This window comes from Pseudomonas sp. SIMBA_068 (assembly GCF_046534705.1).
GTDB lineage: Bacteria > Pseudomonadota > Gammaproteobacteria > Pseudomonadales > Pseudomonadaceae > Aquipseudomonas > Aquipseudomonas putida.
The window spans coordinates 1-240 of sequence record NZ_JAWRYI010001514.1; the positions used below are offsets into that span (position 1 = coordinate 1).

The 240-nt window shown below is 63.8% G+C and carries 1 protein-coding gene; it reads left to right on the forward strand.

Annotated elements, in window-relative coordinates:
* Positions 1–240, forward strand: a 240-nt coding sequence (locus SB756_RS34725; protein ID WP_410913840.1) for a LysR substrate-binding domain-containing protein, incomplete at both ends; no start/stop codon positions are given.

Below are 240 nucleotides of genomic sequence, written 5' to 3' on the forward strand. Positions count from 1 at the left end.
GTCGGCAGTTGCTGGAGTTGGCCGGTGACCTGCAGGCTGCCGTGCAACAGCCAGATGACGCGCCCAAGGGCGCATTGCGCATCAGCGTCAGTACGTCCTTTGGCCAGGCGCAACTGGTGGATGCGGTGGCTGCCTATGTGCGGCGCTACCCAGGCGTGAAGGTGGAACTGCAGATGCTCGACCGTACCGTCAACCTGGTGGATGAGCGTATCGACCTGGCCATCCGCACCAGCAACGACC